Origin of the sequence: Grimontia marina, from assembly GCF_900060185.1 — a bacterium.
Taxonomy (GTDB): Bacteria; Pseudomonadota; Gammaproteobacteria; order Enterobacterales; family Vibrionaceae; genus Enterovibrio; species Enterovibrio marinus.
The window spans coordinates 56,627-82,084 of record NZ_FIZY01000021.1; the positions used below are offsets into that span (position 1 = coordinate 56,627).

A 25,458-nucleotide genomic window follows, 5' to 3' on the forward strand; every position below is an offset into this window, starting at 1 on the left:
CACGGCAGGGAAACACAACCGCATGAGCAAGCAATCTGGCTGGGTCATCATTGCAACGGCAGGCGCCACCGTAGACGGTCGCACCATTACCCCGTCATGGATTAAAGACATGGCGGAAAGCTACTCGGTAGACGAATACGCGGCAATGATTTGGCCGGAGCATTTCCGCTCTCAATGGTCACCCTTTGCGGGGAGGAACTGGGGAACCGTGGATGAACTGAAAGCAGAAAAAAGAGGCGGGAAACTGCGCCTGCTTGCCAAAATTACCGCGAATCAGTACCTCATTGATGCCAACAAAGACGGCCAGAAACTCTTTACCTCTATCGAACCGAAATTGAACTATCGCGGCACAGGCAAGTGCTACCTGATGGGGCTCGCGGTGACCGACTCTCCGGCAAGCGCTGGCACCACCCGCCTGAAGTTCTCCATGGGCGACGAAAACTGCGAACACGAGTACAGCCAGTTGGAGCCGCTTTTGTTTCTGGAGACTGACGTAGAGCAGAACGACACCGACGGCTTCTTTAAAACGCTGGCGGCAGGCATTGCCAGGTATTTGCCGCAGTTCAGCGAACTCCCGACTGACACCACACCAACACCCGAGGACACCGACGTGACCGAAGAACAACTGACGGCCGCACTGCAAAGTGCGCTAGCACCGTTCAACGCGCGCCTGGACGCTATCGAGCAAACGTTTTCCGCCCCGCCCGAAGGCGAAGACACCCAGCCCGACGGCGACAATGGCGACAACAATCAAACCGCGCCAACGGTTGAGCAATTCAGCTCGGCACTGGCCGATGCGCTCAAACCGCTGACGGAAAAAATCGACGGTTTGAACACGCAATTTAAAGCACTTTCTGAAGAAGCGCCGGGGCAACGCCCAGCCGGTGAAGGTGCAGAATCATCAACGGTGGAGGCGCTTTAAATGAGCTTGAACCAAACCGCATTGCAGTATCTGGCCGATTATGACAACGCGCTGATGCAATCTTACGGCACCACCAATCCTTCCCGGCAGTTTTCCATTACGCCAGTGATTGAAACCAAACTTCGCCAGGCGATCCTTCATTCGGTGGCCTTCCTGAGCATGATCACCCACAGCACCGTGGACCAAATCAAAGGACAGGTGATTGATGTGGGCACCGGCGGCCTGTTAACCGGCCGTGTGAAAGATGGCCGTTTCCGTGCGGGCCTGAGCCACGATGGCAACACTTACGAGTTGGTCGAAACCGATTCGTGCGCAGTCATCAAATGGCAAACCATGACCCAATGGGCCAATTCAGGCAGTAGCGGCGAATTCATTAAATTGATGAACAACGCCGCCACCCGGAACTTTGCCCTCGACATGTTGCGCATTGGCTTTCATGGCAAAACCGTGGCTGAGACCACCAACCCTGACACCAACCCACTCGGGCAAGACGTCAACAAAGGCTGGCTGCAAATCGTCAAGGATAAAGCCGCCGCCCAAGTGTTGCCTGCTGCCCTTTTAGATCCCACAGGGCAGGCGCAAGACAGCTACAAAAACTTGGATGCGCTGGTCAATGACTTGGTGAGCACCACCATTCATGAAGTGTTTCAGGAAGACACCGATTTGGTGGTGTTAGTGGGCCGTGATTTGGTCTCCGCCGAGCAGCACCGTTTATTGAGTGCGGCCGATACCCCGACCGAGCACAAAGCCGCGCAGTCATTGGCTACCACCATTGACGGCAAAAAGGCCTACACCCCGCCGTTTTTCCCAAAAAATGCGCTATGGGTGACCACCCCAAAAAACCTGCAAATTCTCACCCAGCGCGGCACGCAATGGCGCAAGTCACGCAACGAGGAAGACCGCAAACAACACGAAAACTCCTTCCTTCGCATGGAAGGGTATGGCGTGGGCAACTTCGACAAATTTGCGGCCATTGAAGCGGTCAGCGTGGCGGGGGACTGAGCATGGCCAGCCCGTTGAGACGACAGCGTGATGCGCTGATCGCGAAAACACTGCTCAAGGCGTCGCCGACAGCCTATGCGTCATCACCGGCAGCGCTGACGCTGCCCCTGATGGAGCTTGAAGCCGACAAAGCGACCCTGAAAAGTTTTAACGCCATTGCGGACAAAATCGCGCACAAGCGCACGGTGCTTATCCCGAAATACCGCCCGATGGCCGACGCCTTTTTGAATGCGGACGACGTGCACGATAACCCGGTATTCACCCACGTGGTGCTCTGGCTGTTTGATGTGGGGGAAATCCACACCTTCATTGAATGGTGCTTTGTAGCGATTGAAAAAGGCTTGCCGTCGCCGTCCCACATCAAGCGTGACTGGCCGACCTTTTGTGCCGACAGCGTGTATGACTGGGCGCATTCACAGGCAGAGAAAGGTGACAGCATTGAGCCCTATTTCTCGATGGTGTTTGAGCAGGTCCGCCACCACTGGCGCCTTCACGAAAAAGTGGTGGCCAAGTGGTACAAGCTGGCAGGGCTGCAACAGCTGCGCGATGACACCGGTAAGCCCAATGTCACCGCCATTGGCGACGTGGAACAGCTCAAAGAAGCGCTGGCCCTGCTGACCGGGGCGCATGAGTGTTACGACAAAATCGGCGTCACTGACTTAATTAAAAACCGTATTCCGGCACGCATCAATGCGCTGACGGCGGAAACCGACTCCTGACCCCCCGCGTGCTTCGGCTGGCGAGGTGGAAAGCCGTAAGGCTGACCAACAGCCTGCGACCCAGTGGGCAGAGGCACACCGAACAGAGGAACAGACAGCATGAGCTTTGGCGGCAACTTACCCCGGCATCAGTCCACCTTTATCCCCGGACAAGGGTGGCCCTATTTTGATACCCAGGACTTTCGCACCATGCGCCGTATCCCCCCGGTTTTTGACGAGCAAAGCATCATAGCGGCGCTGGAAATTGCGGTGATGGCGGTGCAGGCACAGTTACCGCCACTCAATGGTCAGCGCCTGTCCGGGGCAGAAAGCACCTTGTATCTGCGCGCGGTCTTTGCCCGCGCACATGCTGATTTGTTGCCGGAGTTTGCTACCCAGAACCGACGGGATGAAGCGCGCAACACCGCAGAAGATTTGGCCGAGCAAGGGGATCGTTTCCGCGCCCAGAGCAACCGCGATATTGCCTTGTTGCTGGGCCTGAGTGAAAACCGGGTGGCGTTAATCTGATGGGACATTCAAACGTGGCGCCTTATCACCAAACCCACCTGGAGCACCTGACGGATTACATGTGCGCGCACCTGTCCGGGGTGGTGCTCGCCAACAAGATTGATGCCTGGCAGGAAAACGCGCAGCTCACCGTCTCCGGGGAAGATCTCGGGAACGGCGGTTTTTTGATGGCGCAGTGGCAGTACCAGGCGGTGGTCAGCATTGAGGGGTTTCCCCACAAAGCCATTGACCCGCGTTACCTGCTGGCGTCGGTGGCCTGTTGGATAAGTGAGTTTGACCCGGACCGCAGTCAAAAAGGGCTGGCCGACCCGTCAGTCAGTGTGGATGTGCTGGACGATGGCAGCGTGGACGTGGCCATTGAGCTCGAACTTTGTGAAGACATACAGATGGTGCCGGACAGCGAGGGCCATATCCGCTATCAGGGGACACAGTACCGCGTAGAGGCGGTGCCCATCTGGACAGCAGAAGACGTGGAAATTCGCCATGAAACCGGTCATTAGCCTCAACAAACGCGACGCGCTGAATGGCAAGGAAAAACTGGCACTGCTGGCACTGCCACCAAAAAAGCGGTTTTGGATTCTGAAAACGCTGGGGCGCTGGGAAAAGGCCAACGCCCGCAAGCGGATTAGCCAACAAAAGGACATTGACGGCAGAGGGTTAGAACCCCGCAAGAAAGGCCGGAAAAAAATGTTCCGCCGCATGGCGAAGGGGTTAGAGCCCTACGTGAAGAACGGCGGCAAGGTATTAGACCTGACGTGGCGCAACAAGCAAACCGCCCGAACAGCGGCAAGGCACCACATAGGCCAAACCCAAAAGATGACAGCTCGGCAAATGGAGAAGCGCTGGGGAAAGCCTGACTACAAAGCACCGGCAACTAAAGGGCAAGCCAGAAAGCTCCGCGAGTTGGGGTTCTCAGTCAATAAGGGTAAGGGAAAAAAGAGCAAACCCAAAAAGCCATCACTTAGATGGATTATGGAGAATCTGAGCCAAGGGAAAGCTGGGTTGATCATCCGAGTTATTAGCGAAAAACCGAAGCAAACAACATGGGACATACCATTGGCCGAACGCCAAATTCTGGGCAGTCCACAACCCGACGTTAACCGCCAGCTCATCAAGATTATCGGGCAGGCACAGAAAAGGACATAACCATGGCATTGGGACAAGTCGAGGTAAACAACCTCAACCTGGGACAAGGCGGGATCCCCGAGATAGAAAGGCACTTTCTGTTTATCGGTACCACGTCAAAGTCAGCCCTTCAGGGCAAAGTCACCCGCATTGACGCCACCACCGACTTAGCGCCCCTGATGGGCAATGATGCGCTGGGCGACAACGTGAAGGCCGCGCAGGTCAACGGCGGGCAGAACTGGACCGCGGAAGTCTTCGGCCTGAATGGGGCAATAGACTGGGAAGAGGCCGTTGACCTTGCCAACGCGTCCGGCTCGTTTGAAGCGGTGGTGCTGGTTGATGAAACCACGGACAAGCTGGCCTTTAAAACCATGCAGGCGAAAACGGCTGAGCTTATCAACAAGCTGGGCCGGTGGTGTTTCTTTCTTGCCGCGGTGCCGGGTATCGACGCCAGCGCACAAACCTGGTCAGAGTATGAGACGGCGACCATTGCCCTGCAGGCTTCTATCGCGGCCAACATGGTGGTGGCGGTACCGCAGCTGCATGGCAATAACGCCGGGGTACTGGCCGGGCGTCTGTGTAACCGGAGCGTGACTGTTGCTGACACCCCCATGCGTGTGGCCACCGGTCCCGTGCTCGACCTTGGCGCCTCTCCCAAAGACAAAGACGGCAACGCCCTTAGCCTCGCGACCCTTGGCGCACTCTCGCGCGAACGCCTCAGCGTGCCGCAGTGGTACGCCGATTACGAGGGCATTTACTGGGCCGACGCCTCCACACTGGAAGCCAAAGGCGGCGATTACCAGTTCCTTGAATACATCCGGCCGGTGCACAAACTCAACCGCCGTGTGCGTATCCAGGCTATCCGCCGGGTCGGTGACAAAATCCTGAACTCGACCCCGGCCTCCATTGAGCTCAACAAACAGTATTTTTCCAGGTACATGCGTGAAATGAGCAAGGGTATCCAGTTGGGTGACATTCAGTTCCCTGGGGAAATCATGCCGCCCAAAGAGGGCGACGTGACTATCCAGTGGCTGACCAAAACCAAGGTCGCTATCGGGCTGATTGTCACCCCGCACAACTGCCCGAAACACATTGTGGTGAATATCGCCCTCGACCTGTCCAACCAAGCGGAGGGGTAACCCATGCGTATATCCGGTAAGAACCTCAAATTTATGATGGGTGACCTGAAACTTCAGGCCCAAAAGTGGACGCTCAGCATCACTGATAACAGCGCCGTCACCAAAACCAATGGTGTGCCTGATGATTACGTGGACGGCGATGTGGACGCCAGCGGCGAACTGGAGCTGGTGACCAGCCAGTTTAATTTGCTGATGCTGGCCGCCAAACAGGCGGGCTCCTTCCGGGGGCTACCCACCTTCGACGCCATGGGATTTGGCCAGACTGACCGCGACACGCTCAAGGTCGACATGTACGGCATCAAGCTGAAAATCTCCGATTTGATTGATGCGGACAGCAGCGGCGGCAGCGCGCTGGTCCACAAAATTCCGTTTGATATCACCAGCCCCGATTTCGTCCACATTAACGGCGTGCCTTACCTGCGCCCGGATGAAACCGTGGACATCATCGGGTAACAGCGTATGCCGGATTTATTCGACCATGCCAGCGGCATCGAAACCCAGTTCACCGAGGTGGCGCTGGCCAACCAGCTGGCCGCCAGCGCAAGGGCAAAAGCGGCGCCGGTTTATACCCACACCGAATGCGCAGAGTGTGGCGATACCATCCCGGCAGCGCGGCGTAAGCAGGTGCCTCAAAGCACGACCTGTACCCACTGCCAGCAGGCACATGAAATCAGGGTCCGCCGTCTGGGCGGACGGTAACAAGGGAAAACACCATGGCTTATCAACTTGGAAAACGGTCACGTCAACGCCTGGCCAAACTGCATCAGGATTTACAGCGCGTGATAGAGCGGGCCATTGAGATTGTGGGCGTCGACTTCACGGTAATGGAAGGACTGCGCACCCTGGCCCGTCAGAAAGTGCTGGTCGAAAAAGGCGCCTCAAGAACCTTTAACAGCCGACACCTCACCGGCCATGCCTGTGATTTGGGCGCCTGGGTCGGGGGAAGTGTGCGCTGGGATTTCGGGCTTTACGTCAAGATAGCCTATGCCGTGAGGCAGGCCGCGAGGGAGCTGGATATTCCCATTGTGTGGGGCGCCTGTTGGACGGTCATCAACGACGAAGCGGATTTAGAAGACGCAATCGCCCGTTATGTGGCGCGCAAAAGGCAACAAGGGAAAACCCCGTTGCTTGATGGCCCCCATTTTCAACTGTGCCGGAAATGCTACCCGGCGGTGACGGGAGAGGCCGCGTGATGTGGGAGACAGTCAAACGCCTTCTGGGCAGTGCAGCGCCTTTAATTGGGACCGTTATCGGTGGTCCGGCAGGCAGCGCGGTGGGCGCCATGGTCGCCAGTACCCTGGGGGTAGAAGCGACACCGGCCGCCATTGAGGCTGAGCTCAAAGCCAACCCGGATGCCCTGTTAAAAATTAAAGAGCTGGAAAGTGAAGAGCGCCTGCGGCTCAACGACCTCGCGTTCCAGCATGCTGCGCTGGAAAGCGAAGAGCGCAAACTGGCGATGACCACGCAAGCGGCCACCCAGCAGGCGGAGCTTGCCAGCAATGATGCGTATGTGCGCCGTTGGCGGCCAACGTTTGGCTATGCCATGTGTCTGGCCTGGTCGCTGCTGTTTTTCGGTCTGGCCTATGCCCTGGTGTGTCACCCGACGCAGGCCGCAGCCCTCGTGAATGCGGTGGTCGCCTTAACTCCCCTGTTTACGGTGGCACTGGCGGTGCTGGGTATCAGTATTCATAAACGCAGCCAGGACAAACAGGTTGCAAAGGGGCTGTCCCCGCCTGCCCTGTTTGGTCGCCTCAACACGACGAGCAAGGAACACTGAATGGACGATGTTCGCCTATGGCTCGCCGTAGCCACGTTTCTTCTCGGACTGATTGGGTTTGTGTTTACCCGCGCGGAAAAATCGGCCCATTCCGCCCGTGAGCTGGAGCAACGCACACACAAAAATGAGCTGGCCATTGTCGAGCAGCGGGCCGATGCCGCCGAGAAGTACGCCACCAAGCACGATGTGAGTGAGTTAAAGGAATTTATCACCGGGCAGTTTGCCCGCCTCGAAACCAAATTAGACAGAGAGAGAAAGTCATGAACGAAAAAGGCATCGAACTGACCGTGGAAGGGAAAGACATCACCTTTTCCCCCTCCCCGGAAATCTACGGGCAATACATCGGCGCCGTGGCACAGGGAGATATTGCAGATGCATCACATAACTTTGTCATGCAGTCGGTCAACAGTGAAGACAGCAAAGGGGCACTGCGCCAGCTGGCGGCGGACAACCCCGGCGCCATGATGCAGTTAGCCAGTGTGGTGATGGCGCAATATGCGCCGAAGGTGTCAATCACCATAAAAAAATAGAAGACCTGGTGAAGTCGCACGAGAGCAGCGACTTACTCCAGATGTATGCGTGGCGGCGAAAATGGCTGCCCCATGAAACCGATTCAGAGATGAACCTTGCACGGGCTGTGTTCCTTGAAACGCAGTACTGGAAAAACACCGGCATGGCCACGGCCAGCGCCCTGGGAGCCTAACCACCTATGTCATTGCCTGAACCACTGCGCTTTACCGTCGGCCTGATTGACCAAATCAGTCAGCCGCTGGGGAACATCCAGCGGCAGTTCAGCGCGATGTCAAAACACTACCGCGACGGCACCCACACCATGGTCGCCGGCGCCGCCGGGGTGGCCGGGGCAGGCATTGCGCTGCAACAGGCCCTGCAACCGGCGATTGATATGGACAGGGCTCTGGGCGAAGTAAAATCGCTCGGGGTCGCGGATGCCCATCTCCAGCACCTGGCTGATACTGCCCTGTCGTTTTCTGTCGAATACGGCAAATCAGCGGCGGAATTTGTGGCCGCCTCCTATGACATTCAATCGTCCATGGAAGGCATCAACCCGAGCCAGCTGGCCAGTATCACTCAGGTGGCGGCAGTGACCGCCGCCGCGACCAAGGCGCAGACCTCAACCATTACCGATTACTTCGGCACCATGTATGGCATTTTCAGTGACAATGCCAAAGCCATAGGGCAAGACGCCTGGGCGGAGCAACTGGGCAGCTATACCGCGCTGGCCGTGCAGAAATTTAAAACCGATGGCATCAAGCTGTCCCAGTCCTTCAAGAGTCTGGGGAACGATGCCACCACGGCGGGGGTGAGCCTTGGCGAGCAGTTTGCCGTGCTGGGGCTTTTGGGTAACCAGATGGAAGGCTCGGTGGCGGCCACCAAATACCAGGCATTTATTGCCAAGGTCGCCGGAGCAGGGGAAAAGCTCGGCCTTAACTTTCTTGACAGTAATCACCAGCTCAAAGATACCGCCAGCATCATCCAGACCCTTCGCCAGCAATACGGCAGCACACTGGATGCGATGGAAAAGCTGGAGATTGAAAAAGCCTTTGGCGGTAAACAGGCCATGAGCTTTATCAATACCCTCTATGACCGCACCGGAGAGCTGAAAGGGGCGATTGATGACTTTAACCAGGTGAAGGGGCTCGCGCTGGCCCAGCAGATGGCCGGGGCCATGACCGACCAGTGGGAGCGCATGGAGGCGGGTATTTTCGCTATCCGCGCCGCCATTGGCAGCGCCTTGCTGCCCTCTTTGCTTCCCCTGGTGCAGTCTCTTGCCGACGGCGCCATGCAGCTGGTGCAGTGGACACAGGTCTTTCCGAAAATCACCAAGTGGCTGGGTTATGCGGCGCTGGGCTTCTTCGGCCTGGTGGCGGCAGGCGGTGTGCTCACCATCATTACGGGGGCGATGAAAATGCTATGGGCGACAGTGATGCTTGTCGGTACGCCGTTAATTAAAGGGTTGGGCTTGGCTTTTGGTGCACTTTCCAAAACGCTGGCCTTTGCCAAAGGCGCTTTCCTCGCGCTCAACATTGTGATGGCGGCCAACCCGATTGTGTTGATTGTCGGTGCCTGTGTGGCGGCGGTCGCGGCCATGGGTGCGCTGACCTACTACTGGGACGACTTGAAAGCCAGCTTTGGTGATACCGCCTGGTTTGATGCCATCACTTTGCTTTCCGCCCCCTTCCGCGCCGCGTTTCAGGCCATTTACGGTGGCTGGAAATGGGTAACAAGCGGCTTCACTGACGTCACCGCCTTTGAGGGTCTGTTTGCCATTGGCGATGAACTGAAAGCGGTATTCACCCGCCTGTTTGAATGGTTGAACAGCGGATTCAATGCGGCCATGGAGTCCGTGAAAGGGCTGGTTGATTGGATTCCGGGCTTTGGCAGCGACGAAGAAGCACCGGGGCAAAAAATTGATGCAGTTCGCCAAGCCACCCCACGTGCGCCGGTTCAGCAAGGCGGCGTGGCGCGTCAAATGGCGACCTACAACCAAGGCCGCAGCACCCACTATGGTGGCGTAAACATCTACGCGCAGCAGGTCAACAGCCCGCAAGACCTTGCGCATGAATTGGAGATGGCCGCGCCATGAGTTACCGCTATCAGGACATATTGATTAAAAACGGGGATGTGGTGCTGGACGACGGCCGCAACCCGGTGCTCATCCAGGATGCGCAAGTGATTGCTCAAGACATCAAGCACGCGATTATCGAAAGCGGTTTGGCCGTGGCTCTGATTGGTGACACCTCGCCGTCTGGCCGGGCTGACATCAAAAAGCAAATTGAACTTTTGGTGGAAGAAGAAACACGACTGGTGCCAGGCACGGTGACATTGGAAGAGCCCAAGCTGGGCCTGATTTGGATTTTTGCCGACACCCGCGAATTTGGCCGACTCGACGTAGAGGTAAGCAATGTCTGATATTCCTAAGCCGGACTATAAGCAAATCGTCAAAGACGCAGGCATTCCGACCGACCCGGCAGGCTGGCGCAAGGTGCTGAAAGAAGAAATGGAAAAAGCAGGCAGCGTGATCAACAACGACAGCCGCTTTTCGCCTTTCTGGCGCATGATTGAGCAAGCGGTGATCACCTGCACGGTGTGGTTGGTTGAAAAGCTGCTGATTGGCTTTGTGTTGCCAAACATGTTTTTGGCGACGGCGTCCGGGCAGTTCCTGAAGCAAAAGGCATGGGGCGTGGATGTGACCCCCAAGCCCGCCAATAAGGCCAAAGGCAATCTGGTGTTTCAACGGGCCGCCCTTCAGGGGCCTGCCTTGCTCATCCCGGCGGGCACCTGGGTACAGACCGATATCATCAACGGCAAAATCTACCGCGTGAAAGTGCAGAAAGACACCGTGATGCCGGAGAACGCCACTACCGTGGAAGCGGCAGTGGAAGCGGAAGCGGCGGGCGCGGCCTATAACCTCGGCGCCGGGTACTTTCATGTGTTGCCGACGCCCCCGCCGGGCATTGCGGCGGCGGCCAATGAGGAAGACTGGCTGATGGTGGCGGGTGCAGACGAAGAAAACGAAGATGAGTTGCGCCTTCGCGTGCGCAACCAGTGGTCAGCCGTTGCGCAATGGCACATTGATGCGGCTTACCGCGCCATTCTCACTGAAGTGAAGGGCATTCAAACCGACAACGTGTTTTTTGAACACGGTGCGCCCAATGGCCCCGGTACCGCCAACGCCCTTATCCTGTTAGACACCGGAAACCCGGCGCCCGCGCTGATTGCGACACTGCAAGCGCGGATTGATGAAGGCTTACACGGCCACGGCGATGGCTTGACGGTGAAAGCGATGCCGGAAACGCATCATGACATCACGGTGTCTGTGTGGCCGAAACCTGAACTCACCGATGCAGAGCGCGTGACCCTGCAAGCACAGGTGAGGCTTATCACTGAATCCGCATTCCGGGAAAACCTCGATTACCCCGTGACGCGCACTCAGCCGGTTGGCCGTTTCAGCTTTTCCCTTCTGGAAGGCGAGTTACACATCCTGTTGCCGGGTCTCGAATCGGTGAAGTTTGCCGAGGACGACATCATCAGTCACCTGACCATTCCACGCCTTGGCACGCTGAGCGTGAATTTACAAGGCTAACCGCATGAAGCTGCCAGACATCAAATTCAAGTACTGGATGGGCCGCGAAGGCAGCGAGCTGGTGAAGTTTGCCCGCGCGCTCAGGCACTACTGGCAAAAAGTCGATGACGCATTGCGCCTGCCTCTCACCCAGTTTGATGCACTCACCGCCCCCATTGGCGTGGTGAAACTCATGGCGTGGGAGCGGGACATTACCCCGCTGGAGCGTGAAGACGAAATGATTTTCCGCATACGTGTGGCGAATGCCTACCCCTTCGCCCGCCACGCTGGCGAAACCCGTGGTTTTCGAACCATGTTCGCCAAACTGGGGGTGGATTGGGTAGACATCCATGAACGTGAAGACCCGGTGCAATGGGATGTGGTCACCATTGATACCGCAGACGGGGAACTGGCGCAAAAGGGCTGGCTGATGAATGCCATGATCCGCCAATACGGGCGTACCTGCCGCCGCTATCAATTCAATGTGACCTATCCGGTCGCACTCCGGGTACATGGCGGCGCCTTCGGTCACCGCTTTGACCTGGCTTCCGCCCACGCGACCGACAGCGTATCCATCAACCTGCCACCTCAGCCTGCTGAGACCCGGCAACAGCTTTTCATTGCAACACTATCGCAGCCAGAAGGGGGCGAGACATGAGCCAGACGGCGATCCCGTTAGGGTTTGAACAGTATCTACAGAACAAAGTGTTATTGGGCGAGCCCACTGACCTCAATGAAATCATTTTTGCCTACATCCCGGATTTGGATGTTAGCCAGACGATTGACCGCACGGTGACACTGCCGCCACAAGGTCAATGGGTTCACCAACAGGATGTCGAACAAATCGGCAAATCCGGCAGCAATGCCGTGGTGTATTCGGTCGTGATACCGGGCAGTACGGCGCCGTTCACGTTCAACGCCATGTTCTTGCATGACAAAGCGGTCCCGGACAGTTGTGCCATGGTCGTATACAAGGCCACCGAAACCAAAGAGACGGGCATGGCGCTCACCAAATCCTTGCTGATGCAGTTTGATGGTGCGGCGAAAGCGGCCAATGTGACGGTGGATGCGGCGACCTGGCAAGTTGACTATCAGGCCCGTTTGAAAGGGATGGACGAAGACCACCGCCTGCACTGTCTCGATAACTATGGTCATACTGCTTTTCTTGATGGATTTGAGGTGACACAGCATGCCAGTGATGCCACCAAATACCTGATCTCGCCGGGGTTGGCATATCTGGGCGGGCTGAGAGTACAAGCCGGGGTATTGCAGGTACTCACGGTCACAGAGACACCGGTCACCCTATGGTTGGATGCATACAGGGACGGGACCGCCACATCGGCATGGGCCAACACCGCTGACATAAGGTTATCCGCCGACCCATTGACCGATTACGCCGATGGGAATGGAAGGCCCCATTATGTTTGTCCGCTGGCCATGCTACATGACGACGGCACCATAAAAGATTTACGCGAGGTGCGGGAAAGCAGCAACAGTTGCCCGGTAGGGGCGCCTTTACCCTGGCCTACTGATGAGGCCCCGGAAGGGTTTGCCATTATGAAGGGGCAGGCGTTTGACAAACAGACCTATCCTAAAACCGCGCAAGCTTACCCCCTAGGTGTGCTGCCTGATATGCGGGGGATGGCGGTAGTCGGTAAAAAAGAGACTGACACGGTACTGGCGTTTGAATCCGACCAAATCAAAAGCCATGGACACCCTAACTCAACGGTCAGCAGTACCGACATGGGTAATAAATACACCACCGTCGGTGGTAACCACAGGCACCACACAAGGGGGGGCTATCAAGGTGGCTATACCAGCAGCTACCACAACGCCGATGCTGCCGGAGGCTCACACGGCAACGTGCTTTATAGCAGCACAACGGGGAACCACAACCACATTATTAACGTCGGCAGCCACAGTCACACGGTCAATATCGCCGCGCACGGCGGCGCAGAAAATACCATCAAAAACATCAAATTCAACTGGATAGTGAGGCTTCAGTAATGGCACGTTTTTTTGAACACACCCAAAGCGTGAGGGTATCGCGTCATTGTCCAAAAGGATGGTGGATGGAAAATGTCACAGAGCACGTCGTCAAAGGGACTTGCCTGGGTCCCGATTGTACCCAGTCTGTTTTCACCCCGAGCGCAGAAGGGAAAACCGCGCGTTTCGACGTGAAAACAGAAAGGTGGTCTCCTGAAATTGACGATGCCACCCTGGTGCCTTTTTATTCGGTGGATGGCGTGCGTTACTTTGTGGATGAACCCGATGGTGCTTTTCCTGAATGGGCAATCTTTGAGGTCCCGCCAGTCTATGAACCACAGACGCAAACCGTTCATCATGATGGTAAAAAATGGCGGGTATTGGACATAAAAACAGGCGCACGTTACTGGGACAAAGAGGGACGTGAACAGGTGGTTGCTGAGCCCGGTTTTGTGCTTCCTGACGATCACACATGGGAAGCGCCACCTCATGTGGAAGAGGGGTTTGCCGTGGTACTTGAACACGGCAAATGGCGCCTTGTTGAAGATTACCGCGGCCAAATTCAGTATCAAAAAAATGACGGTAGCGTCTCGGAAGAAGTCACCGACCTCGGACCGATAAAGCAAGGATGGACCCTAAAATCACCGAACAGTCCCTTTGATGTCTGGAAACAGAACCGTTGGCAATACGACAGGGAGAAAGAGCGGCCAGCCAAAGCGGTCAATGAGCGACACTGGCGCAACGGGAAGCTGACATCCATCATACAGCGCCTTGAGCAATATGAACGGGACTTGCGTGTCCCTGAAGCCTACCGGACCGGTGCGCTGACCGAGAGTGACTACGAAAACCTGTTGGCCGACCGCAAGGCATTATGTGATTACCCGGATAACCCGGATTTTCCGTTTGGTGAACGACCGGCCCTGCGCTCTGATGGCAAAGGCGCACTGAGTTAAGGGGCAAACATGCTGAATCTTTCAGGGCAACGGGTCCCGCTGAAAGGACTCAAGGTCACCGCCCGCCAGCAACTGGCCGGACAGGACATGTCCGGTAGTTCGGCAGCCACTGACCAGGCCGAAACCGGCGATAAAACCAAAGTGTTGGCGGTGACCGGTACCATACCGTTTAAAGCGGCGCCTATGTTAAACCAGCTCTTCACCCTGGCAGGGGCAAAAGAGGCCGCTGCCAGGGTGGTATACCGTATTACCAATCCAACGGCCGATGCGCTCAAAATCCGTCAGGTGAAATTTCAGGGCACCCTGACCGCACGGGAAGACATGACGCTGCGGCAATGGGTGGTTGCCTTTGAACTGGTTGAACACCTCAGCGTTGCTGAGCGCACCGAAAAGCGCGAACCGCCAACACCTGCCGCGCAGCAAAAAGCCACCGGCGTGACGACACCTGCCAGCCCGCCGACCGCCTCTGATGACGTGCCACCGGACACTGACGTGGAAATGACAGGCTTTATGGGCGTGCTGCACCAAGTCGAAAACGCATTGCCATGAATAGCCCCAGATTTCGCCTCCAATGCTGGAAAGGCAACACACAAACCGAAGTCAGCCAACATCAGTTGGCCTTTTCTGAAAATGCGCCGGGGCGGGCGCAACTCACGATCAAAGGTGATGCGGCCCCAAAACAAATCGTTGCCATAGATTTGGGCTGGGGCGATTCCGTTAAGCGGGTATTCACCGGCTACATTGAGCGCGTCTCACCGGGCAAACCGGGATATGTACAAATCTTCTGCCGGGAGTTGGCCGCCGTGCTCTATCACCCTTGGCATGTGGTCATGCGTCACCCGACATTGGCGGGAATCCTCAGCAACCTGTCACAGCAAACGGGCTTGCAGTTCGTCTTTCCTGAGAACGCCTACAGCCAAACGGCGATACCCTGCTTTTACTCGACGGGGAACGGCTACCGCCTGTTAGATGACCTCGGCCAAGCCTTCAGCATCCCTGACTACATCTGGCAACAGCAAGGTGACGGCAGCATTTTTGTGGGAAGTTGGGGCGACTCCTACTGGGCAGACAAAGCCGTTGACCTGCCAAACAACATCATGAACCCAAACCAGGCACTGAAAAAAGCCACCCTGCCATGCATTCCGCACCTAAAGCCGGGCGTAGTAGTCAATGGCCGAAAGCTGGCGAGTGTCGAACACACAGGAACAGAGACGGTCATCCAATGGACATAAAAGCGATAAACCGAATCATTTTACGCCTGTTCCCGGAATTCACCGGCAAATGGCACCTGCCACACGCCGCCAAAGTCGTGGCCCTGACTGAATTGCCCCACGAAGGTGATTTATCAGATCGCTTTTATCCGCACTACGCTGCAGACGTGAAGCTGCTGGACAGTAAATTCATGGAGCGCGAAGACATTCCAACCCTTCAGGCCGTGCCGCTGCCCGTGCCAGGCATTGGCGACCATGCCGGAAGGTTAGAGCCGCCCGCCATGGGCGCCATCGTCGAAGTCGCGTTCTTCAACGGCGAACCGGATAAGCCTTTTATTCGCACCGTGTTGCCACTGGGCTGGAAGCTGCCCGCCATCAAAGCAGGGGAAAGCCGCTACCAACAGCGTCCGGGGGTTTACCAACACGTGGACGACCAGGGTAACTTTAGACACATCACCGATAAGCTGGCCCAACTTCATTGCGACCTGCACGAAGTGCGCGCCAAAACAGAGCAAGACCACCGCGCCCCAAAGACATGGCTTGGCTCAGAAGGCGAGAATGTACTCAAGCTGCTCAGCGAACTGATGCAAGTGGTCACTGATTTGTCTGATACATGCGCATCACACACGCACCCGCATTCATGGACAGACCCCGGAGGCTCGGGAACAACCAGCGCACCTGACCAATCAGCCGATATGGCAGGCCACGGTGAAGCATCAACAACCCTAAAAGGTAGGCTGGACCCCATCACCAAATAAACCCACGTAAAACAAGCCACTCAGTGCGCCCACACAAGGGCGTTTTTCTTGTTCCGCCCCGCGATATCAAACTCATCACGAATACATCACCACGCGCTAAACAGCCGCCAGGTCATCTGCACACGTAAACCTTCCCGCCACGTAAAACGCACTCCTCCTCCCCTCCGGCGACGTTCACGATCTGATTTTTTTTTCAGTTTTGATTTGTGCAAAAATAGACTGCCAACCCGCACGGCTGCTGGGGTTTTGCTGACGATCAGGAATTTCGAAAAATGCGCTTTTTTTCAGTGTTTTTCAGTTTTAAGGATCACCGAAAGCGACAAGTGATAAGCCTAACTTATTGATAAAAAACAAAGTGAGCATTTTACGTGGTCAAATTAAAGGATCGGACGATCAAAGCAACGATCAGCAATAACGCGTCCAACCCGCATCAGTACTGGCACCATCGCAATTTTGTTATGGCAGAAGAATTTCAATACGGACGGCATGATGCTAAGGGCAACGACATGTAAAGTCGGGAAAAAAAAAGACCCCGCTTACTACCGAAGAAATAGTCAGCGAGGTTGAACTAGACGGTAGTTATACCGGAGTTACAAAACAAAAGGTTAGCAAGCTCATTCAATCTAGTGTTGGATAGAAAATTCAAATGAGCCGTATCCACAGTAAAAAGAGCATTTGAAATTGTCGAGATTTCGACCTGAACACCTCGAAGTGCCCACATCAATGTCCTTATGAGTAATATGACTATTACAAAGTTTTGCTTACTCCATCGCACTCTAAGCAAAGTCTTTATGGGTATTCACTAACTCGTTTCTGCCTCTTTTACCTATATGGGTATTCTTCAATTAACACGCAATATCCATTACTTAAAACAATCTCTTACCCCTTACAAATTCACCATGAGAATACCATTGGTTATTAGTCGATTAATCAATAACCAGGCAGTTTTCCATGCGATCGAAATCAAATCTGCCTTTATTCACTTTATGGTACATTCACGTAAAAAGATTTAGACAGTAATGGCATGTTGCGTGCCGAGAAGCGAAGGGCGGTAGCGTAAGAGAGTTTTGCCCCAAAATCGTTTAGAGCCTTCCCCTCTTCGAGTGAGGCAGCATGTGTTTTTAATACTAAAATTAATAGCTTATATTCGATTGTATTGGCATCCAAAAAAATCTGAATTACACCACTTCTAAGGAGGAAACCCTTGGCTAGACGAGGCAGTGGTTTACGAACGGCGATAAAAGTTGTCAAGGCGATAGATAGAGCCAATAAACAAGCTGCTCGTGAATCCCAGCGTAGGCAGAAGGCTCGTGACCGAGCATATGCCCAAGCATTAAGAGAGCACGAGAGACAAGTGCGAGAAGCTCAGCGTGAACTACAGAGGCAAGAAAGGCTAAAGACGTCAGCAGCAAAACAGGCTTTTAAAGACGCTGTAGCTAGCGCCGCAGAAGAGTATCAGGAGCGATGCGAAGAGCGAGCAGCTCTGAGGAAGCAATTCATTCAAGAGGTTCTAAAGTAATCAATGGATAATAATATACTGATGTTGGCAGGCTTCTCATTAGTAGCTGTCGTACTAACTTTTATTCTAACTAAACGCTCAGCCGATAAGAAGATTAAGCAATATAAGTCGCTAGATGAAGCTCTAGCAAAAACAAAAGAGGAATATAATTCAGCGTGTGTAAGTCGAGAAAAGATAATTGCTACAAATGAAACAGCAAAGCAAGAGCTAGATAAAATCAATTCAGAAACTGCCGAGCTTCAAGCTTTAAAAGGGCAAGATGATGCACTAAAGCAGAGCATTCAAGAGCTGCAAGCTACCTTAGAGTCGAGTAAATCAACATTAGATGATCTCAACTCAAGCATTGACAAAGGCGAGCTTGACCTAGAAGAGTTAATGGGTGATATCGATTTATATTCAAGACTTGATGAATACACTTCTCATGGCCATTTTGAAATGCCACAGTACCTTTACGAAACATCTGCTCGATTCGCTGAAGAGATCAAAGACGTTAGGCAACAGCAAAAAGACATGATCAAAGATAAAACAGCGATCACTTTCCCAAAATCGACGGTTATATCTAAAGACAAGTCATTCAATAGTAAAATCCTAAATGGTCAGGTTAAGCTCATGCTTTCTGCTTTTAATATTGAATGTGATCTTCTTATCGGCAAAGTATCGCCGAGTTCGTTTGGGCGTACTCTTGAACGTATTGAAAAACTTGCTAATACGCTAGAGAAGTCAGCAGCGACCTTAGAGTGCGGATTTGATATAGATTACATCGAACTTAAGTTCGAAGAGTGTAAGCTTCAATACCAATACACACTTAAAAAACAAGAAGAGGTCGCTGAGCAGAAGCTTATCAAAGAGCAGATCCGTGAAGAGCAACGAGCTATTAAGGAGTTTGAGAAAGCGATTGCCGATGCCGAAAAAGAAGAAAAAATGTACCGCAATCTTCTTGATAAAGCACAGCGAGAACTTGCAAAAGCTACTGAGCAGGATCGCTCTGAAATGGAGCAACGCATCGCAATCCTAGAACAGCAACTCGCTGAAGCAGAAGCCAAAGAAGAACGAGCTAAGAGTATGGCTGAGCAAACCCGTAGAGGGCATGTTTACGTCATCAGTAATATTGGTTCGTTTGGAGAAGATGTTTACAAGATTGGTCTTACTCGCCGTCTAGAGCCTATGGACAGGGTAAAAGAACTAGGCGATGCAAGTGTACCATTCCCGTTTGACGTACATGCTATGATTTACACCGATGATGCTCCAGCTCTTGAAACAGCACTACACCGAGAATTCAATTCTAAACGCGTAAACGCTGTAAATTTGCGCAAGGAGTTCTTTAATGTCGATCTTGCATCAATCCAAGAAGCCGTAGAAAAGATAGCTGGAATAGAAGCCGAATTTAAAATGACTGCTTTGGCTGAGGATTACTATGAAAGCTTGAGATTAAGTGAAGCAGCATAAAATGCTATGTAACACAATATGAAAATGCACTGATTGGTAAGGTAAGGTCTTTCAGATATTACACAGTCAGTGCAGTATTTTGATGTAGTTGCTAGTCGAGTACGGTTGAATCGTACTCCCGTATTTTTACATATATCGCGCTAAAAACAACAATCTTCTTAATATCTCAATATGGGTCTGCTTGACTAAATAAAATACTTTTAACTAATGAATCAGTCACTGGTCACTCTTCAAGGAGGTTAGTAGTGACATAAAGTTCGACCAAGTGAAGTAAATGGCTTTCGATCCAAGCATCTAAATCACATGTTGTTATTAGAGATTGCTTTGTTTCAGTTTCATATAGATTAAAAAGGTCTTCTGAGCATATATACTCAGCTATATTAACTCTTCTTTTCTTTTGGAAAATTGAAATTGAACTTTTAAATTGCGATTTATCTAAATCACCATATTCATCAACGAATACCTCTTGACTGTATTTTAGAGCGAGTTTATCCAAGTACTCGTTCGTTAATAGATACCTAGATATGTGGAAATCAAGTAAATGCTCTTGAATGTTTTCTCTCAGAGTCATACCTGAATCTTTATAATAACTAGGGTTCTTAAGAAAAATTTCTAGGTTGTCTTGAAGATCTTCTTTTATATAATCTCGGTCAACTCCAAAAAGAGAACAATAATCTATAAAATCCTCACTTTCATAATAATTATCAATAAAGCAATTAAATAGACCACTATTAACTTTTTCATTTTCTGACATAAATATTTTTTTAAATAAAGACATGGGCTTACCTATATGGATTTATCTGAACCTATTATAAATCATTAGGTATAGACCACTATGTAACTCATATTACTTTTGAGAACCGCATCAAAAATACAAAATTTAATTATCATCTCAAAGAATAGACGTAAATTGACAAATTATAACTGGCTAAATTTTGAACATAGCCAACTTATCCGAAAGGGCTATAGTTGGGATAAATCCTAACTCAAAAATATCTATATTTGGAAGATTTTGATTTTTCATTGAATAGCATAAGGCTATTCAATCCTAAATAAGATTAGAGATATAGGCATAATTCGAAAAATATATGGTAATGATAAACGTGAATACGCGAAAAATACTGAAAGGTGAATTGGCAAAAGCCAAATGGAAAGAAGGTAAAGAAATTTGGAATAGTTGGGTGGCGCAGAATCCAGAAGCCGATATTGATTTATCTTTTGTACATTTTAGTGATGAGGATAAGGTAGAGTGGAGAGATAAATCTGGGAATATTAAAAAAGGTTTTAACTTTGAAGGATTTAATTTTCCAAATGGAAACATAACTTTTCATAGGGCTGTTTTCTTTGTAGGGGATGTAAGCTTTGCTAACGCGGTTTTTGGAAATGGGTATTTAGACTTTACTCATGTAATATTTAATACAGGAACCAAAAATTTTTCTAAAGTGGATTTTGGTAAAGGTACTGTGGATTTTTCTAACTCAGAATTTGGAGAAGGTCTAACTATTTTTTCAAAATCTAAATTTTTAGATGGTAATGTAATTTTCTATAATACATCTTTTGGAAAAGGTGATATACACTTCGAGAGTGTTAGTTTTAATGTTTATAATCTATTATTTCAATATGCTTCATTTAATGATGGACATGTAAGTTTTAGAAAGTCTGATTTTTTCACAGCAAGCGTAGACTTCCAGAACTCAAGTTTTGGAGTAGGAAATGTAGATTTTTCAGAATTAAAATTTTCCGAAAGAATAAGTTTTGAATATACTGACTTTGGTAAAGGATCCGTTAGTTTTGCAGGTGTGGAATTTGAAGGGCCTAATATAGATTTTTTATCTGCAAAAGTAGATGAAGGATTTATTACATTTGATAATGCAAAATTTAGTGATTGGAATGTGAGATTTGAAAGAGCAATTTTTAAATGTAATGCTAGTTTTGAAAATATAACTATTCATCCAAATTGTAATAGCTTTAGTTTTAAAGATGCAAAATTTGATGGATCCTTTAGATTATCATTCACAGAAGAAGTAACATTAATTCCTGATCTGGTTGGCACAAAAGTAAACCACCAAGTGGACTTACATAAACTAAAGTGCAGACCAAAAGGTGTACGGAAAAAAATCAATTCTAATGAAAAAGTTAATGAAAATGATTTACCGAAACTTACAAGATTAAAAGAGTTGGCGGAAAGTAGTAAAGACCATGATACAGCATTACGCTTTCACGCGGACGAAATACGTATAAAAAGAAAGTGGTGGAATTTAATTAGCTATTTTTTTGATATATCTAGTAACTATGGCCAAGAAATATTTCGACCAATTTTGTGTTTGATTATTACTATTATAATTTTAATAAGTTTAACGTATGTAGCTATAACTTGTGATTACAAAAAAAGTGACTTTTTAAGTGTCGATTTTTTATATAATGATAATTGGAGTTGTTATCATGAATTAGAAAGGTACGAGGTTAGAGATAAAGCAGTCATCCTTGCTCTTAGCAAAGCAATACCTTTTATAGGAAATATTGGAACTGATAGTAGAGCGGTCGAGAAGAAATTAGAACTACCAGATTGGTATAAGTTAATCTCATATTTTTTTAGTATTCTTAGCTATGTTTTTATTTTCTTAATCGGACTTTGTTTACGTAATCGTTACAGAATTTAGTAAAAATAGTTAAAGAGAACAATTAGGATACATTTCGGAAATGTAAGTTTAAGGTAATACCTGTTGCCCAGCTACTTAATATTTCTAAAAATAAAATAGCGGGGTATCAGTGGGGGATTGGACTAGATTCTATAATGGCAGATTAGTCAGCGAATATCCGAATCGTTTAAATGCATCAATTGATAGGTAGATAACTCCACTTTAGATCGTCTCAGTATTGGGTAAGTGGATAGTTTGACTTCATAAGCATCAAATAGACCAAAAAAATACCTCGAACACTTCCCGCTATCTGAGGTTATCCAAAGTGGAAGCTTTAGAGCGCAAGATCTAACAGATACTTGTGCAAAAGTAGTTTGTCGCGCAGAGCCAACCAAAGTGTCGCTTCAAACGTGATAAGATTTGAAACCTCCAAACCAACCTGGCTAATCTAGTAGGGGAAATCTCAATGCAAAAGGAAAAGCCAATACAGGCTACATTGGTTGAGTTCACCTGTGACTGCGGTAAAGGGTTTTACCGTGTGGATGAAAGTGTCCGCGTGATTCACTCGAACCCAAAACAATGGAAGCACAAGTGCAGTGCTTGCCGCAAAGAAACGTACTTCACGTTCCCTTATCCCATGGTCAAATACAAAGGCCAAGAATTTGTGCTGGCTAAACACATCCGGTTCGAAGTTAATGACCAAGTAAGTTAATTGCCGCCACTTTGTCGCCACTGCTAATTTAATTTAAAAATAAAATATTGATATAGTTGAATTAAATATTTTTATAAAGGTTATATCTTATTGTTATCAGCATTGTTTCAGATGCGGGTAACAATAAATAGTGTATTTGGAAGCAGAAAACACCTTTGTTCTGCAGAGCAAAGGTGTTTTTCCAAATCATTAAAGTGAGGTTAATAGCGGGCAAGATTGCCGCGATATTTATCAACCCACATCGCCGTTGCCCCGCATACAGCGGCTGGCATGACGAAAAGGTTGAGAATCGGTGTCATGGTGAAAAACATCACCAAAGCGCCAAAACTCATGGTAGAGCCTTTGTTATCGCGAAGCGTTGCTTTCATATTTGGGAAAGAGATTCGGTGGTTATCAAACGGGTAGTCACAATATTGAATCCCCATCATCCAGGCGCTGAACAAAAACCACAGCACTGGGCCGAGTGTTTGGCCAATGGCGGGGATCGACATCAGCAATAACAGACCCAGTGCTTTCGGTAAGTAGTAAGTAAGCTTCTGCCATTCGCGTTTAATCACACGGGGTAAATCTTTGATGATGCCAGCAATGCCATCGTCGGGTGGACGTTTGCCTGTCAGCTTAGCTTCCAAGTGTTCAGCCAGCAGACCGTTAAAAGGGGCCGCAATCCAGTTGGCAACCGTACTGAAAAAGTAAGAACAGATAACCAATATTGCTATTGCCAGCAGAGGCCATAAGACATACGAGAGCCAATTCAGCATTTCAGGTAAGTAGGATAGCCAGCCATTGATCCAATCACTGAGCTGAGAAAGCACAACACCAATCAGTGTGCCCATTAAAAGCAGGTTAACAGCCAGTGGAATGATCACGAAGCGACGGATGCCTGGCGTAAAAGCAAGGGAAAATCCGCGAAGAAAATAGCGCGCACCAGATACCGGGTGCTTAGCCATTTGAGTTGGGTTCATAGAGTCTCCTTTCTGTGTCTATCCCCAAGGCGAAAAATTGAAAGTTCTTATGGCTACAGCAGGAATTAAGCCAACTTTGATTTCATTTTACAGTTGATAGGGAAATCGACGTGAAACCTTTGATATACAGGGTTTGAAACGTAATATTGATATTCCGGCCAGAGATTTAGCATCTTCATCGTTGCTGTAGAGTCGGGGAATGTTAACGTCTGAGACCAGATAATAGCAATTTACGCTACTGGTGAATTATTGAACCATGCCATTGTCAAACAGCCTAGTGGTACATGTTACTAGGCGCGTTGCTTGTGTTTTCACTGTCAGAACAGTGACTTTTTCAGTGTTCTCGCGGTATGGACGTTAACTTTCATACGCTTTTTGGTACAGTAGTCAGCAATTTGTATGTGCGACATTGCCAAAGGTTGTACCAAGGTGTTTAGATAGGTCACAGCCGCTTGCGGACTCTCGTCGTTAATTGGATAAATGCTGAGATTAAATGATGCAGGAATTGCGCCTTGTTTTAATCATTTTGGGTGCGGTGGCTATCGCCGCGTTGTTGCTTCATGGCTTGTGGACAAGCCGTAAGGAAAAGCCCGCGAAGTTTGGCGAAAAGCCAATTGGTAAATTAAGAGAAAAAGATCAGACAGGATTTGATCAGGACGGTATTGGTTCAGTTCGAGTGATCAAGTCTGGTAGTAGCGAAAAGCCAAAAACAGAGCGCAAAGAGCCGGGTCTGAATTTTGGAGAAAAGCCGGAAGTCGATCCTTTGTTTGCAGGTCACGCTGAAGAAATACCGACAAAAGAAAAAGAAGACGACTTACCCTTGCCAAACTTTTCAGCAGCAGATGTAGATGATACTGAAAACCCCCTTGATACATCTGCACAGCCCTTTCAAACCTCTCAGGAAGACAACACGGTTGCTGAATCTGTCGCAGAGCCAATGACGGAAACTTCAGACGTGACTTCTGTGGCAGAAGAGAAAGACGTTACTGAAGCTGCGATAGACGAAGCAGAGGTGGAAGACGAAGCAGTGAAAGAGCCAGAGCAACAAGTTCTGATAATGAATGTACAGGCTGCCAACAACACTGAGTTTGATGGCGAAGAGCTGATTAACTGCCTCGAACAACACGGCATGATTTTCGGTGAGATGGAGATTTTCCACCGTCACGCAGATTTAGCTGGTACAGGTAAAGTTTTGTTCAGTGCGGCAAACATGTTTAACCCTGGTAGCTTCCCGCTGGCAACGATTCATCAATTCACCACTCCGGGCATTACCCTGTTTATGACGCTTCCTTGTTACGGTGAAGCCGAGCAGAACTTTAAGCTAATGCTTCAAACTGCCCAACAAGTTGCGGATCAGCTCGGTGGTTTGGTCACGGACGATAAGCGAAACATGATGACACCACAGCGTCTTGATGGTTACCGCGACAAGATAAAGCAGTTCCACGCGCACGTCTGATTGAATCTGACAAGACAAAGAAAAACGCCCCTTCAAGGGTAACACCGATCAGTTAAGGCATTGATCAGTTGAACGATCCTACAGATGGTTAACAATACCCTCAGTACACTAATTGCTGAGGGTATTTTTTATGTTGGCTCACTGGCTGATTGATGTCGATACGTTTGCTGCACCCGAATCAATGGCCCTCTTCCAAAAAGAACTCCCGCTCGAATGGATAGAGCAAGCCCTTGATTCGACCAACAAAGCCAGTATGAGACGGCGTAAGTTACCCGCCGAACTTGTCGTTTGGTTGATTGTCGGTATTGGCTTGTATCGGGATAAACCCATCACGGAAGTTTTAGATAAATTAGACCTCAAGCTTTCCAACCACTTAGGGGATTCTGTTGCACCAAGTGCTATCCCTCAAGCGAGAAAGCGCCTCACCGCCCAACCTTTGGAAGCGCTTTTTAAACTGACAGCAGCCCATTGGACCCAGCAGGAAGATAGCGATGACAAATGGTTTGGCCTAAGTTTACTTTCAGTCGACGGCACTCAGTTC

31 protein-coding genes are annotated in these 25,458 nt (G+C 50.4%); 28 read left to right on the forward strand and 3 right to left on the reverse strand.

Features of this window, described 5'->3' with window-relative positions:
• Positions 1-22 precede the first annotated feature (22 nt).
• From GMA8713_RS12455 to GMA8713_RS12560, 23 genes are all read left to right on the forward strand, one after another.
• Positions 23-922 carry a GPO family capsid scaffolding protein gene (locus tag GMA8713_RS12455; protein WP_062710098.1) on the forward strand — a complete coding sequence of 300 codons (900 nt, stop codon included), beginning with the start codon at positions 23-25 and terminating at the stop codon, positions 920-922.
• Positions 923-1,924, forward strand: coding sequence for a phage major capsid protein, P2 family (locus tag GMA8713_RS12460; RefSeq protein ID WP_062710100.1), 1,002 nt, complete (start codon positions 923-925; stop codon positions 1,922-1,924).
• Between the two features lie 2 nt (positions 1,925-1,926).
• Positions 1,927-2,643 (forward strand): phage terminase small subunit, encoded by a 717-nt coding sequence (gpM, locus tag GMA8713_RS12465; protein ID WP_062710103.1) that lies wholly within the window; start codon positions 1,927-1,929, stop codon positions 2,641-2,643.
• A gap of 189 nt (positions 2,644-2,832) precedes the next feature.
• Positions 2,833-3,150: a head completion/stabilization protein gene (locus tag GMA8713_RS12470; RefSeq protein WP_306456050.1), complete on the forward strand. Its 318-nt coding sequence runs from the start codon at positions 2,833-2,835 to the stop codon at positions 3,148-3,150.
• On the forward strand, positions 3,150-3,650 hold the full coding sequence (locus GMA8713_RS12475) for a phage tail protein (protein WP_062710109.1): 501 nt from the start codon (positions 3,150-3,152) through the stop codon (positions 3,648-3,650). The genes GMA8713_RS12470 and GMA8713_RS12475 overlap by 1 nt, the downstream gene beginning before the upstream one ends.
• Positions 3,634-4,296, forward strand: coding sequence for a hypothetical protein (locus tag GMA8713_RS12480; RefSeq protein WP_062710113.1), 663 nt, complete (start codon positions 3,634-3,636; stop codon positions 4,294-4,296). The genes GMA8713_RS12475 and GMA8713_RS12480 overlap by 17 nt, the downstream gene beginning before the upstream one ends.
• Positions 4,297-4,298: 2 nt before the next feature.
• The gene (locus GMA8713_RS12485) at positions 4,299-5,414 is read left to right on the forward strand and encodes a DUF2586 domain-containing protein (RefSeq protein WP_062710117.1); all 1,116 of its coding nucleotides are present in this window, start codon (positions 4,299-4,301) and stop codon (positions 5,412-5,414) included.
• 3 nt (positions 5,415-5,417) lie between these two features.
• Positions 5,418-5,867 (forward strand): phage protein, encoded by a 450-nt coding sequence (locus GMA8713_RS12490; protein WP_062710120.1) that lies wholly within the window; start codon positions 5,418-5,420, stop codon positions 5,865-5,867.
• Between the two features lie 6 nt (positions 5,868-5,873).
• Positions 5,874-6,113, forward strand: coding sequence for a TraR/DksA C4-type zinc finger protein (locus GMA8713_RS12495; RefSeq protein ID WP_062710123.1), 240 nt, complete (start codon positions 5,874-5,876; stop codon positions 6,111-6,113).
• Positions 6,114-6,127: 14 nt separating this feature from the next.
• Complete coding sequence (locus GMA8713_RS12500; protein ID WP_062710127.1) at positions 6,128-6,607, forward strand: M15 family metallopeptidase; 480 nt, start codon at positions 6,128-6,130, stop codon at positions 6,605-6,607.
• On the forward strand, positions 6,607-7,191 hold the full coding sequence (locus GMA8713_RS12505; RefSeq protein ID WP_062710130.1) for a 3TM-type holin: 585 nt from the start codon (positions 6,607-6,609) through the stop codon (positions 7,189-7,191). Before GMA8713_RS12500 ends, GMA8713_RS12505 begins: the two co-directional genes overlap by 1 nt.
• Entirely contained in the window at positions 7,192-7,455 is a 264-nt protein-coding gene (locus GMA8713_RS12510; RefSeq protein WP_062710133.1) for a hypothetical protein, read from the forward strand.
• Positions 7,452-7,721, forward strand: coding sequence for a putative phage tail assembly chaperone (locus GMA8713_RS12515; RefSeq protein ID WP_062710136.1), 270 nt, complete (start codon positions 7,452-7,454; stop codon positions 7,719-7,721). The genes GMA8713_RS12510 and GMA8713_RS12515 overlap by 4 nt, the downstream gene beginning before the upstream one ends.
• A gap of 41 nt (positions 7,722-7,762) precedes the next feature.
• Positions 7,763-7,894, forward strand: a complete 132-nt coding sequence (locus GMA8713_RS28755; protein ID WP_422615199.1) for a DUF6890 family protein — start codon at positions 7,763-7,765, stop codon at positions 7,892-7,894.
• Between the two features lie 6 nt (positions 7,895-7,900).
• Positions 7,901-9,796, forward strand: a complete 1,896-nt coding sequence (locus GMA8713_RS12520; protein WP_062710139.1) for a phage tail tape measure protein — start codon at positions 7,901-7,903, stop codon at positions 9,794-9,796.
• Positions 9,793-10,122 (forward strand): DUF2590 family protein, encoded by a 330-nt coding sequence (locus tag GMA8713_RS12525; protein WP_062710142.1) that lies wholly within the window; start codon positions 9,793-9,795, stop codon positions 10,120-10,122. The genes GMA8713_RS12520 and GMA8713_RS12525 overlap by 4 nt, the downstream gene beginning before the upstream one ends.
• Complete coding sequence (locus GMA8713_RS12530) at positions 10,115-11,296, forward strand: baseplate J/gp47 family protein (RefSeq protein ID WP_062710145.1); 1,182 nt, start codon at positions 10,115-10,117, stop codon at positions 11,294-11,296. The genes GMA8713_RS12525 and GMA8713_RS12530 overlap by 8 nt, the downstream gene beginning before the upstream one ends.
• Before the next feature lie 61 nt (positions 11,297-11,357).
• The gene (locus GMA8713_RS12535; RefSeq protein WP_232314431.1) at positions 11,358-11,933 is read left to right on the forward strand and encodes a phage tail protein; all 576 of its coding nucleotides are present in this window, start codon (positions 11,358-11,360) and stop codon (positions 11,931-11,933) included.
• Positions 11,930-13,282: a phage tail-collar fiber domain-containing protein gene (locus GMA8713_RS28115; RefSeq protein WP_232314432.1), complete on the forward strand. Its 1,353-nt coding sequence runs from the start codon at positions 11,930-11,932 to the stop codon at positions 13,280-13,282. The genes GMA8713_RS12535 and GMA8713_RS28115 overlap by 4 nt, the downstream gene beginning before the upstream one ends.
• Positions 13,283-13,347: 65 nt before the next feature.
• Positions 13,348-14,214: a hypothetical protein gene (locus GMA8713_RS12545; RefSeq protein ID WP_062710151.1), complete on the forward strand. Its 867-nt coding sequence runs from the start codon at positions 13,348-13,350 to the stop codon at positions 14,212-14,214.
• A 9-nt stretch (positions 14,215-14,223) separates the two neighbouring features.
• Entirely contained in the window at positions 14,224-14,763 is a 540-nt protein-coding gene (locus GMA8713_RS12550; RefSeq protein ID WP_062710154.1) for a baseplate complex protein, read from the forward strand.
• Positions 14,760-15,446: a hypothetical protein gene (locus GMA8713_RS12555; protein ID WP_062710157.1), complete on the forward strand. Its 687-nt coding sequence runs from the start codon at positions 14,760-14,762 to the stop codon at positions 15,444-15,446. Before GMA8713_RS12550 ends, GMA8713_RS12555 begins: the two co-directional genes overlap by 4 nt.
• Positions 15,437-16,183 (forward strand): hypothetical protein, encoded by a 747-nt coding sequence (locus GMA8713_RS12560; protein WP_062710160.1) that lies wholly within the window; start codon positions 15,437-15,439, stop codon positions 16,181-16,183. The genes GMA8713_RS12555 and GMA8713_RS12560 overlap by 10 nt, the downstream gene beginning before the upstream one ends.
• A gap of 984 nt (positions 16,184-17,167) precedes the next feature.
• On the opposite strand, the gene GMA8713_RS27705 is transcribed toward GMA8713_RS12560, so the two are convergent.
• A complete protein-coding gene (locus GMA8713_RS27705) occupies positions 17,168-17,452 on the reverse strand; it encodes a hypothetical protein (protein ID WP_198159501.1) in 285 nt (94 codons plus the stop codon).
• A 253-nt stretch (positions 17,453-17,705) separates the two neighbouring features.
• On the opposite strand from GMA8713_RS27705, the gene GMA8713_RS12570 reads away from it, so the two are divergent.
• Positions 17,706-19,148, forward strand: a complete 1,443-nt coding sequence (locus tag GMA8713_RS12570) for an SNIPE associated domain-containing protein (protein ID WP_062710166.1) — start codon at positions 17,706-17,708, stop codon at positions 19,146-19,148.
• Positions 19,149-19,371: 223 nt separating this feature from the next.
• Here GMA8713_RS12570 and GMA8713_RS12575 read toward each other — a convergent pair whose 3' ends face one another.
• Positions 19,372-19,926 (reverse strand): hypothetical protein, encoded by a 555-nt coding sequence (locus GMA8713_RS12575; protein ID WP_062710170.1) that lies wholly within the window; start codon positions 19,924-19,926, stop codon positions 19,372-19,374.
• Positions 19,927-20,251: 325 nt separating this feature from the next.
• Here GMA8713_RS12575 and GMA8713_RS12580 point away from each other — a divergent pair, with 325 nt between their 5' ends.
• Together GMA8713_RS12580 and GMA8713_RS12585 are read left to right on the forward strand one after the other, a co-directional pair.
• The gene (locus tag GMA8713_RS12580) at positions 20,252-21,808 is read left to right on the forward strand and encodes a hypothetical protein (protein WP_157515600.1); all 1,557 of its coding nucleotides are present in this window, start codon (positions 20,252-20,254) and stop codon (positions 21,806-21,808) included.
• Between the two features lie 445 nt (positions 21,809-22,253).
• Complete coding sequence (locus GMA8713_RS12585) at positions 22,254-22,499, forward strand: hypothetical protein (protein ID WP_062710176.1); 246 nt, start codon at positions 22,254-22,256, stop codon at positions 22,497-22,499.
• A 200-nt stretch (positions 22,500-22,699) separates the two neighbouring features.
• On the opposite strand, the gene cysZ is transcribed toward GMA8713_RS12585, so the two are convergent.
• The gene (gene cysZ, locus GMA8713_RS12590; RefSeq protein WP_062710179.1) at positions 22,700-23,461 is read right to left on the reverse strand and encodes a sulfate transporter CysZ; all 762 of its coding nucleotides are present in this window, start codon (positions 23,459-23,461) and stop codon (positions 22,700-22,702) included.
• Between the two features lie 493 nt (positions 23,462-23,954).
• On the opposite strand from cysZ, the gene zipA reads away from it, so the two are divergent.
• Both zipA and GMA8713_RS12600 read left to right on the forward strand, forming a co-directional pair.
• A complete protein-coding gene (gene zipA, locus GMA8713_RS12595) occupies positions 23,955-24,917 on the forward strand; it encodes a cell division protein ZipA (RefSeq protein ID WP_062710183.1) in 963 nt (320 codons plus the stop codon).
• Between the two features lie 130 nt (positions 24,918-25,047).
• Positions 25,048-25,458 (forward strand): transposase domain-containing protein (locus GMA8713_RS12600; RefSeq protein ID WP_198159441.1); only part of this gene is annotated, 411 nt, incomplete at its 3' end.

Coding starts and splice junctions, on each gene's coding strand:
- GMA8713_RS28115 (WP_232314432.1), top strand. CDS start 11,930: ATGAGCCAGACGGCGATCCCGTTAGGGTTTGAACAGTATCTACAGAAC.
- GMA8713_RS12485 (WP_062710117.1), top strand. CDS start 4,299: ATGGCATTGGGACAAGTCGAGGTAAACAACCTCAACCTGGGACAAGGC.
- GMA8713_RS12460 (WP_062710100.1), top strand. CDS start 923: ATGAGCTTGAACCAAACCGCATTGCAGTATCTGGCCGATTATGACAAC.
- GMA8713_RS28755 (WP_422615199.1), top strand. CDS start 7,763: ATGTATGCGTGGCGGCGAAAATGGCTGCCCCATGAAACCGATTCAGAG.
- GMA8713_RS12520 (WP_062710139.1), top strand. CDS start 7,901: ATGTCATTGCCTGAACCACTGCGCTTTACCGTCGGCCTGATTGACCAA.
- GMA8713_RS12570 (WP_062710166.1), top strand. CDS start 17,706: ATGGATAATAATATACTGATGTTGGCAGGCTTCTCATTAGTAGCTGTC.
- GMA8713_RS12525 (WP_062710142.1), top strand. CDS start 9,793: ATGAGTTACCGCTATCAGGACATATTGATTAAAAACGGGGATGTGGTG.
- gpM (WP_062710103.1), top strand. CDS start 1,927: ATGGCCAGCCCGTTGAGACGACAGCGTGATGCGCTGATCGCGAAAACA.
- GMA8713_RS12470 (WP_306456050.1), top strand. CDS start 2,833: ATGCGCCGTATCCCCCCGGTTTTTGACGAGCAAAGCATCATAGCGGCG.
- GMA8713_RS12510 (WP_062710133.1), top strand. CDS start 7,192: ATGGACGATGTTCGCCTATGGCTCGCCGTAGCCACGTTTCTTCTCGGA.
- GMA8713_RS12475 (WP_062710109.1), top strand. CDS start 3,150: ATGGGACATTCAAACGTGGCGCCTTATCACCAAACCCACCTGGAGCAC.
- GMA8713_RS12490 (WP_062710120.1), top strand. CDS start 5,418: ATGCGTATATCCGGTAAGAACCTCAAATTTATGATGGGTGACCTGAAA.
- GMA8713_RS12550 (WP_062710154.1), top strand. CDS start 14,224: ATGCTGAATCTTTCAGGGCAACGGGTCCCGCTGAAAGGACTCAAGGTC.
- GMA8713_RS12455 (WP_062710098.1), top strand. CDS start 23: ATGAGCAAGCAATCTGGCTGGGTCATCATTGCAACGGCAGGCGCCACC.
- GMA8713_RS12560 (WP_062710160.1), top strand. CDS start 15,437: ATGGACATAAAAGCGATAAACCGAATCATTTTACGCCTGTTCCCGGAA.
- GMA8713_RS12500 (WP_062710127.1), top strand. CDS start 6,128: ATGGCTTATCAACTTGGAAAACGGTCACGTCAACGCCTGGCCAAACTG.
- GMA8713_RS12575 (WP_062710170.1), bottom strand. CDS start 19,926: ATGTCTTTATTTAAAAAAATATTTATGTCAGAAAATGAAAAAGTTAAT.
- GMA8713_RS12480 (WP_062710113.1), top strand. CDS start 3,634: ATGAAACCGGTCATTAGCCTCAACAAACGCGACGCGCTGAATGGCAAG.
- zipA (WP_062710183.1), top strand. CDS start 23,955: ATGATGCAGGAATTGCGCCTTGTTTTAATCATTTTGGGTGCGGTGGCT.
- GMA8713_RS12555 (WP_062710157.1), top strand. CDS start 14,760: ATGAATAGCCCCAGATTTCGCCTCCAATGCTGGAAAGGCAACACACAA.
- GMA8713_RS12515 (WP_062710136.1), top strand. CDS start 7,452: ATGAACGAAAAAGGCATCGAACTGACCGTGGAAGGGAAAGACATCACC.
- GMA8713_RS12495 (WP_062710123.1), top strand. CDS start 5,874: ATGCCGGATTTATTCGACCATGCCAGCGGCATCGAAACCCAGTTCACC.
- GMA8713_RS12530 (WP_062710145.1), top strand. CDS start 10,115: ATGTCTGATATTCCTAAGCCGGACTATAAGCAAATCGTCAAAGACGCA.
- GMA8713_RS12505 (WP_062710130.1), top strand. CDS start 6,607: ATGTGGGAGACAGTCAAACGCCTTCTGGGCAGTGCAGCGCCTTTAATT.
- GMA8713_RS12585 (WP_062710176.1), top strand. CDS start 22,254: ATGCAAAAGGAAAAGCCAATACAGGCTACATTGGTTGAGTTCACCTGT.
- cysZ (WP_062710179.1), bottom strand. CDS start 23,461: ATGAACCCAACTCAAATGGCTAAGCACCCGGTATCTGGTGCGCGCTAT.
- GMA8713_RS12545 (WP_062710151.1), top strand. CDS start 13,348: ATGGAAAATGTCACAGAGCACGTCGTCAAAGGGACTTGCCTGGGTCCC.